Origin of the sequence: Nocardia sp. NPDC006982 (genome assembly GCF_042869435.1) — a bacterium.
Classification (GTDB): Bacteria; Actinomycetota; Actinomycetes; order Mycobacteriales; family Mycobacteriaceae; genus Nocardia.
This window is the reverse complement of record NZ_JBIAFV010000022.1, coordinates 16,951-26,530: the sequence shown is the minus strand read 5'-3', so window position 1 is coordinate 26,530 and position 9,580 is coordinate 16,951. Positions and strand designations below refer to the sequence as shown.

The window sequence follows — 9,580 nt, the reverse complement described above, 5'->3', positions numbered from 1 at the left end:
GTCGCGCACCGCGCGCGAATGCCAACACACCTTCGAACAAGCCGAGCATTTCCGGGACTACTTCCTAGCGTTGTCGTTACATCTCAACCTCCCCCCATGCACCGTCATCTACTCAGCTCGACACCACCGGCAGCAGCTCATCCAACGGCACGATCTCGGCCGATTCGGGCACCACGACCTCGGCGGATGTGCCCTGCTCGAGCACCACCACCCGCAGATCCGCCAGCTGGGCGGTATCGATGGCGGCCAGCGCGGCCCGATCGGCGATCAGATGCGTCACCCACTCCTCGGCGAGCGACGCACCCAGGTCTTCGGCACCCGGCACCACGATCAGGCCGGCCCCGGTCGCACCGGCACTCACCACCTCGAGCAGCGTCGCCGCCGAATCGGACCGGCCGTGCTGGAAGGTGCGCGATTCGAAGGTCAGGTCGGTGCGGACACGCAGGCGATCGGCCGCGGTGGCCAGCTCGTCGTAGCTCATCCGCACCCCGGTCGCGGCAATGACGAGGGCCGGATCGGACCCGCTGAGCACCCCGGTCCGATTCGCGTGGTTCACCGGTCGCAGTGATTGCGCGGAGATTTCGGCGCTGGTCGCGGCATCGTCGAGGCGCAGCCATTCGATGCCGTCACCGATCGGACTCGCATCGGTGGTCAACCCGATCCGCACGGAGAGCTCATCGGGTATCGAAGACTCGTCCGCGGGCAGCAGTACCAGCGCCGCCCCCGCCTTGAGCACCGCCCACGCGGCCACCGCCCAGTCGGGACCGCGCTCCAACCGGATCGCTACACCCGTCCCCGGACCGCAACCACGCCCGATCAGCACCCTGGCCAGCTGAGACGACTTGGCATCGAGTTTCCGATAGGGCATTTCCTCCTCGCCCCACACCAGTGCGGGCGCGTCCGGATCGTCCTCCACCGCGGCGGTCAGCAGGTGGGTCAGCTCGGTGCCGTCGGTGGCGGTCGTGGCATCGGTCGCGGTGCGAACCGGATCCTGCTCATCGACAATATCGATGCCGCCGATGCGCACGCCCGGATCGGCGACCACCGCGGTCAGAATGCGCTCCAGTATGCGCCCCAGGCCACGCACCGTCGATTCCTCGAAAAGGTCTGTGGCGTAGGTGAATACCGCTACCAGCTCATCCGGCGTCCCATCCGCCTGCAGGCGCGGTTCGACGACCACCTGCAGATCGAACTTCGCGACGACATCGCCTGCGTCCAATGCCGCGACGGTGAGTCCCGGCAGCTCCAGGCTCGGCTGCTCCAGATTCTGGAAGACCAGCATCACCTGGAACAACGGACGCCCCGGGGAGACCACCTCGACCACCCGCTCGAACGGCAGATCCGCATGCGCGAACGCCGCCAGATCCGTCGCACGCGTCTGCTCGACCAACTCGTCGAATGCCATGCCGCGCTCGACCGATGTGCGCAGCGTCAGCGTATTGACGAACATGCCGACCAACTCGTCCAACGCCCGCTCACCGCGCCCGGCGATCGGTGTGCCGATGGCGATATCCGAACCACCCGACAGCCGGGCGAGCAGGACGGCCAGTGCCGCGTGCACCACCATGAACACTGAGGATCGATGCTCGCGCGCGATCCGGACGAGACCCTCGTGCACCTCGGCGGGCACGGACCAGCCGACCGATGCGCCGCGCCCCGACGCCGCCACCGGACGTCGACGATCCAGCGGCAACACCGGTGCGCTCGAAAGTCCGGCGAGCTGCTCGCGCCAGTACGCCAATTGCCCTGCCGCCACCGAGTTCTCGTCGTCATCGGTGCCGATGACCTTGCGCTGCCAGAGTGCGAAATCCGCGTACTGCACCGGAAGCGGCGACCAGCCGGGGGCCGCACCGCCCACGCGGGCGAGATACGCGGTCACCAGATCCCGAGCCAATGGCGCAAGCGAAGCGCCGTCGGCCGAAATATGGTGCACCACGACAACGAGCACAAATTCGTCCCCGTCGGCCAATAGTCGAGCCCGCACCGGAACAGCTTCGGTCACATCGAAGCCGGCCGACGCCAGCTCGACGACCCGACCGAGCACATCGGTGGTGGTCTCGACCTCGAGCCCATCGGGCAGCACCTCGGCGGCAGGCAGAATCTCCTGATACGCCTGCCCACCGGTACCCGCCGTGGGGAACCGGGTGCGCAGCGCCTCGTGCCGCACCAGCACGTCCTCGACGGCCAGGCGCAACGCCGCGACATCGAGCTCGCCGGTCAGCCGGATCGCGAACGGCAGGTTATATGCCGGAGATTCAGGATCGATCCGATTGAGCACCCACATCCGTTGCTGGGCAAGGGAAAGCGGCACCTGCTCCGGGCGCTCGGCCTTGGTCAGCGGTATGCGCGCGGCGGCGGCACGGCCCGCTCCGGGGGTGATTCCGGCGGCGAGTGCGGCGACGGTCGAAGTCTCGAACAGATCGCGCACGGCGACATTCGTATCAAGCGCATCGTTGATTCGCGCAATGACCCTGGTAGCCAGCAGCGAATTACCGCCGAGTGCGAAGTAGTCGTCATCGAGGCCGACCCGCTCGATGCCGAGCACCTCGGCGAAGACGGCAGCGACGATCTCCTGCGTCGGAGTGATCGGAGCGCGGAATTCGCGTGCGGTGAAGGTCGGCGCGGGCAGTGCCTTGCGATCCAGTTTGCCGCTGGTATTCAGCGGGAAGGCATCCAGCACCACAATGGCGGCCGGAATCATATATGCCGGAAGCACTTCGGCCACCGCGGTCCGCAATTCCTGCGGCTCGACCTGCTGCCCCGGCCGCGGCACCACATACCCGACCAGCTGATCACCCGACTGCACAACCGATGCCGCGGCTTGGCTGACCGAAGGCTGGGCGAGTAGCGCGGTCTCGATCTCGCCGAGTTCGATGCGCTGACCACGGAACTTCACCTGGAAGTCGCTGCGGCCCAGGTACTCCAACCGGCGCGGGTCCTCGCGCCACACAACGAGATCACCGGTGCGGTACATCCGCGCCCCGGCGGTGAACGGGTCGGCGACGAAGCGATCCGCCGTGAGATCCGGTCGGGCGACGTACCCGCGCGCCAACTGCGTCCCAGCCAGGTACAGCTCACCGACAACCCCGGCGGGCACCGGCCGCAATCGCGAATCCAGCACGTAGACCTGCGAATTCCACTGCGGCAGGCCGATCGGCACGGTGGTCTGCTCGATCGCGTCCGCGCGCCACGCGGTGATCGACACCGCCGCCTCGGTCGGTCCGTACAGGTTGTGCACAGCCGCATCCGACACCGCACGCAGCGCGGTCACCGTCTCCGGTGGCAATGCCTCGCCGATCACGAAGATATCGCGCAGGGCCGGGCAGGACCCGGGCGTCAGATGTGCGGCAAACACCGTCAACATCGAGGGCACGAAGTCGGTGACGGTAACCCGTTGCGTGGCAATCGTTTCCGCGAGGTACACCGGATCGCGATGACCGTCGGGCGTGGCGACCACCAGCTTCGCACCCGCGCGCAACGGCATGAAGTACCCCCAGAGGGATACGTCGAATGCGGTGGCGGTCTTCTGCAAATACACATCATCGGGACCGAGCGGGTAGTGCGCGAGCATCCACTCGATCTGGTTGTTGATGGCCGCGTGGGTGACCGCAACACCTTTCGGGCGACCGGTGGAGCCCGAGGTGAAGATGACGTAGGCGGGATTGTCCAGCGAAACCGGTCGCAGCAGTTCCGTCGGCAGCACCGGATCTCCCGAGAATGCCGACAGCTCAGCGGTATCCAGGTACACCACCGGCGTATCGCCTGTTGAAACGGCATCGGCCGTCGTGGTCAGCACACAGACGGGCGCGGCGGTATCGAGAATATGCGCGATCCGCTCCCTCGGATGATCCGGATCCAACGGCACATACGCACCACCGGCCGTCACGATCGCATACATGCCGACGACCAGGTCGATCGAACGCCGAACCGCCAGTCCCACCAGGGCTTCCGCGCCGACGCCCCGCTGGATCAACAGCCGCGCGAGCCGGTTGACCCGCTCGTCGAATTCGCGATAAGTGAGTTCAGCCCCCTCGTAGGCCACCGCGACCGCATCCGGATGCGCCGCTACGGCACGGCGATATCCATCGAGCAGCAGTTCCGGGACCACAGGGTGCGCGGTGTCGTTCCAGTCCCGCAGCATCCGCTGCCGCTCGGCGGGCGCGAGCAGTTCGAGCTCCCCGACCACCAGGTGCGGATCCGCGGCCACCGCGCCGAGCACCCGATTCAGGCGCTGCGCGAAACCGGCCACCGTCGCCTCGTCGAAAAGGTCGGTGGCATAGGTGAACGATGCCGCGAGACCGTTCGCCGCACCATGGTCCTCGCGCGGCACGACGGTCAGCTCGAGATCGAACTTCGCCTGCACGACACCCAGATCGATGCCGGAAACAGTGAGGCCGGGCAGCTCCAGTTCGGGCCGGTCCATGTTCTGGAAGGTCAGCATCACCTGGAAAAGCGGATGCCGCGCCATCGAACGCACCGGATCGAGCAACTCGACCAGTCGCTCGAACGGCACATCCGCATGTCCGAAGGCCGCCACATCGGCCCGCCGGAAGTTGCGCAGCAAATCGTCGAACGATAGTTCGGGGTCGACCTCGCCACGCAGCACCAGCGTATTGACGAACATTCCGATCACATTGTCGAGTGCGGCATCCCCACGACCGGCAACAGGGGTTCCGACGGCGATATCGGTGGTCCCGGCCAGCCGGGACAGCAGCACCGCGAGTGCCGCGTGCACCACCATGAACAGCGTCGAATGATGATCGCGAGCAATCCGTTCCAGCGCCGTATGCACCTCGGCATCGATCTCGAAGGCGAACACGGCGCCGCGGCTGGACAGCACCGCTGGACGCGGCCGATCGGTGGGCAGCGCCAATTGCTCGGGCAATCCGGCCAATTCGGTGCGCCAGAAGGCGATCTGCTGAGTCAGCAGCGAATCCACGTCGTCTTCCGCACCGAGCACCGCCCGCTGCCAGATCGCGTAATCGGCGTACTGCACGTCGAGCGGCTGCAGCTGCGTACCCGCACCGACCGACCGAATCGAGTAGGCGGACATCAGATCCCGCGCCAGCGGCCCCATGGAGAAACCGTCGGCCGCGATGTGGTGCACCACGCACACCAGCACCTGCTCGGTTTCGCCGAGCCGCACCAGACGTAGTCGAATCGGCGGCGCGACGGCGACATCGAAACCGGCGACGGCCGCGGCGATGACCAGCTCGGGCAACTCGGCCGCACTCGCGGACACGATCTCGAGCTCCGGCACCGCACGGGCATCATCGATCGGCAATACGACCTGGATGCCCTCGCCATCGAACTCCGGATACACCGTCCGCAGCACCTCGTGCCGCGCCACCAGATCACGCGCCGCCGCACGCAGCGCCTCGACGTCGAGCGGCCCGGACAACCGCACCGCCAGCGGAATGTTGTTGACACCGCTGGTCGGATCGAAGCGGTTCAGGAACCACATGCGCTGCTGCGCGTAGGAGAGCGGAATCCGATCCGGACGCGGCTGCGCGGTCAAAGCATGTCCGGCCGCCGCGAGTACCGTCACCCGCTGAGCGAGTTCGGCGACTCCGGGGGCCTCGAATACCAGCTGCACCGGCACCCGCGTGCCCAGCGCGGTACCGATGCGCGCGGCGGCCTGCGCGGCCAGCAGCGAGTTGCCGCCGAGTTCGAAGAAGTCGTCATCGACACCGACATCCACACCGTCGGCGAGCAACAGCGCAGCGTACACCTCGGCGACGACCTGCTCTTCCCGCGTGGACGGCGCACGGAACTCCCGCGCCTCGAAAACCGGATCGGGCAGCGCGGCGCGATCCAGCTTGCCCACCGGCGTCAGCGGAAGTTCGTCGAGCACCACAATGGCCGTGGGCACCATGTACTTGGGTAGCGAACGCTCCAGTGCGGCAACGAGTTCGGCGGTATCCACGACGGCATCGGTGCGTGGCAGCACATACGAGACGAGCGCGGTCGTACCCGAAGGCAATGTCTTGCCGAGCGTGGCCGCGAAATCCACATCCGGATGCGCGGTGAGCGCGTTATCGATCTCGCCGAGTTCGATGCGCAGACCGCGAATCTTCACCTGGAAGTCGGACCGGCCCAGATACTCCAGCACGCCGGTTTCATTGCGCCGCACCAGATCTCCGGTCCGGTACAGCCGCGCGCCGGGCGCACCGGCTTCCGCACCGAACGGACTCGCCACGAACCTTTCCGCGGTCAGTCCGGGTCGTCCGAGATAGCCCTGCGCCAGCGCGGGTCCGCCAAGGTACAACTCGCCGACAGCACCCGAAGGCACCGGCCGCAAGCGCGAATCGAGCACAAAGGCTCCGACTCCGGCGACGGTGCCGCCGAGGGTGACCGATGCGCCGGGTTCCATCTGCCCGGTCGTGACCATGACCGTGACCTCGGTCGGGCCATAGGCATTGAAAACGGCCCGCCCGTCCCGCGCCCAGCGATCGACGAGTTCGGCACCGAGCCTGTCGCCACCGGCCACCACGGCCCGCAGTTCGTCCAGCCCGGCCGGATCGACCGATTCCAGCGCACCCGGGGTGATCAGCAGATGGGTAACCCGTTCCCGGCGCAGCAAATCCGCTAGCTCGACACCTCCGAACACCGTCGGCGGCGCGATCACCAGCGTCGCCCCGGCAGAGAACGTGAAAAGCATCTCCATCAGCGAGAAGTCGAAGCTCGGAGAACTCAGGTGCGTCACCCGCGAATCGCCGGTCAGCGCATACCGCTGACCGATCGCGGCCAAGCCGGCCAAACCGGAGTGCGTGACCACGACGCCTTTGGGCCGTCCGGTGGAACCGGAGGTGTAGATGACGTAGGCCGGATGCCGCTCGTCGAGCCGGCGCACCCGATCGGCATAGGAGACCGGCCGCTCTGGCTGCGCGGCGATCCGCGCGGCCACCACTGGATCATCGAGTTCGATCCAGTCGACCGATGTACCGAGCGCCGCGCGATGCGCCGCAGTGGTCAGGCCGAGCGCAGCGCCGGAGTCCGACACCATATGCGCGATCCGCTCCGCTGGGTAGGCCGGATCCACCGGGACATAGGCCGCGCCCGTCTTCGCGATCGCCCACACCGCGAGGACGGACTCGACCGATCGGGCCAGCGCGGTAGCGACAATGTCGCCCGGGCCGATGCCGCGTGCTATGAGTTCCCAGGCCAGCCGCGAGGATGCCTCGTCGAATTCGCGATAGGTCAACTCGCGCTGGTCGGCCGGATCACCGGTCGGATTGAAGCGCACCGCAACCGCATCGGCGGCGGATTCGACGGCAGCGGTGAGCAGTTGACCGAAGAGTGGGGTGCTTGCTCGGCGCCGACGGTTGGTCCGAACAGATCGACTCGCCCTATCCATTCCCAACCATTCGCCTTTCACATCGAGCACATGGCAGGGTCGAACAACCGCACACGGAATTCCGCCGCCGCATTCGCTCCTGCGCAACGCAATCGGGTAGCCGTCTTAGCGAGAGCTAACTCTCCGCGAATACGGAGTGCGTGGTGCTATCTCCGAATCCGTTGTGACGCAAGCCCTCAAACATCCCGGGACACTGATCGTTCAGCATTCGTCCCATGTTGTCCACTCGAGCGTTCACTTGCTCGAGCTAAAGCCATCCTCGCCTCGTCGCCTGCACGCCCGCCTGGAACCGGGTGCTCGCGCCGAGCCGCTCCAGCAGCCGCGCCGTGCGCCGGACCACGGTTCGACGGGACATGCCGAGTCGGCGAGCAATGGTGTCATCGGTCGCACCCAGGCCCATCAGGGTCAGAATCGCCTTATCCCGCTCGTCGAGTTCGTCGGCTGCCGGGTTCACCGAAATCGGCGCCGCAAGCGACCACAGCACATCGAAAGTCTTCACCAGCAACCGCAATCCGGGCGATCCGGTAATGCGCAGACCCATCGGATCCGGGCGGCGCTCGTCGGCGTGCAGGACCAGGCTCGCGCGCTCATCATCACTGATGATCAGCTTGAACGGCGGCTCCGGCAGAGTGCGCGCCTGTGCCCCACTGGCATTGGTGGACAGCGCGTGCCGCAACCTTTCCGCATCCTGATAAATAGTGTCCTGATATAGCGTCTGGTAGCGGATGCCGTCACCGATCCGAGAGCGCTTGAGCAGGAACAGCTGTCGCTCGCGTTCCGGATCGCTGAGATAGGGACCGCGTTCGATCACCTTGACCGTGTTGCGGGCCGAAGTCTGGACCTCCTCGAAATCCGCGAGCATTTCGAGGCGTTCGAAGACCGGCACAATCGCGCCATTGGTGCGCGGCGAGCGGCGCACCGATCGGAACGTCTCGCTCAGTCGCGCAGCCGCGGCGTGCATCTGGTTGATCTCGTGCTGCCTGCGCCGCGCCTCGGCCTCGGACAGCGATTCGGGGGCGTGCGCATCCCAGATGGCCTCACCGTCGGCGGATAGTTGACTCACCGCAGCCTGCAGGTCGGTCAATACCTCCAGCGATGCGGCGGCGGTTTCCTTCGAGACGCCCAGATATTCGGCGACCTCGCCCAGGCTGGATCGCGGATGATGCACCAGCACGGCGTAGGTCCGCCCATGCGGTGATCCAGGCTCGAAGATATCGCCCAGCGCAGTCATCGCCTGAGCCTAACGACCGTACGGTCCCCACGGGGACCCCGTCGGAATATCAAGCCGGGCAAGAAAATCAGTGCGCCGACGGGCCCCACTGCAGCGGGACACCCTTGGCTGCCAGGTACGGCATCGGGTCGACCTTGTTGCCGCCCTGATCCCAGATCTCCAGGTGCAGATGCGGTCCGGTCGAATTGCCGCGGTTGCCGACGGTGGCGATGACATCGCCCGCGTTCACATGCTGCCCGGCGTGCACGAACATCTCGTTGACGTGGCCGTAGACCGCAATGGTGCCGTCGTCCTGCTGGACCCGCACCCACAGGCCGAAGCCGGAGGCCGGGCCCGCCTCGATGACGGTGCCGCTGCTCACCGAGTGGATCGGCGCGCCGAGTTGATCGGCGAAGTCGAGACCGTAGTGGAATTCACCCCAGCGGGAACCGAATCCGGAGCTGATCTCACCGGCGACCGGACGCACCGCGGGGGCCGGGGCGAACTGCTGCTGCGCACCTTTGAGGACCTGTTCGACCTGGGCCAGCGGGCCCGCGATCTCCGGCGGCAGATTGCTGATGCCGAACGGATTGGCCACCGCGTCCGCGATCGGCGCGGCTACCGGAGTAGCTGTGACGGCCTGCGCGGCTTCGGCGACCGGAGCCGCGGCCTTGGCCTCTTCAACAGGTAATTCCGCCGTGCCCTTGAATGTGATGGGCGCGGCGGCTTCCTCGTCCCCGTCGTGCGCACCCGGCAGGAGCGGTGCGGCAATGGCAGGCGCGACCTGGGCTGCGGTGCCGATGAGGGCGCCGGTCGCGACGGCGACACCGGCCGCGACCTTCACCCGGTCGGTGGTCGACGGCTCGGCGCGATGCCGCGTCGGCCGACCCGCAATGCCGTCGCCGATGAGGCTCATGACGGTGATGGAACTGGGGCCTACCCGATGCTGCGACAAAGCTGGTCCTTGCGCTCGACCTACAGTGACTCAATGGCTTCCGAAGTTTTGTAACGTT

At 66.7% G+C, this 9,580-nt stretch carries 3 protein-coding genes; all 3 read right to left on the bottom strand.

Features of this window, described 5'->3' with window-relative positions; translation table 11 throughout:
* Positions 1-112 precede the first annotated feature (112 nt).
* The 3 genes from ACFYOW_RS43815 to ACFYOW_RS43805 all read right to left on the bottom strand — a co-directional run bounded on the left by ACFYOW_RS43815 (position 113) and on the right by ACFYOW_RS43805 (position 9,483).
* On the bottom strand, positions 113-7,357 hold the full coding sequence (locus ACFYOW_RS43815; RefSeq protein ID WP_387297063.1) for an amino acid adenylation domain-containing protein: 7,245 nt from the start codon (positions 7,355-7,357) through the stop codon (positions 113-115).
* A 247-nt stretch (positions 7,358-7,604) separates the two neighbouring features.
* A complete protein-coding gene (locus ACFYOW_RS43810; protein ID WP_387297061.1) occupies positions 7,605-8,588 on the bottom strand; it encodes a DNA-binding response regulator in 984 nt (327 codons plus the stop codon).
* A gap of 67 nt (positions 8,589-8,655) precedes the next feature.
* Positions 8,656-9,483 (bottom strand): M23 family metallopeptidase, encoded by an 828-nt coding sequence (locus ACFYOW_RS43805; RefSeq protein ID WP_387297059.1) that lies wholly within the window; start codon positions 9,481-9,483, stop codon positions 8,656-8,658.
* Positions 9,484-9,580: the final 97 nt, after the last annotated feature.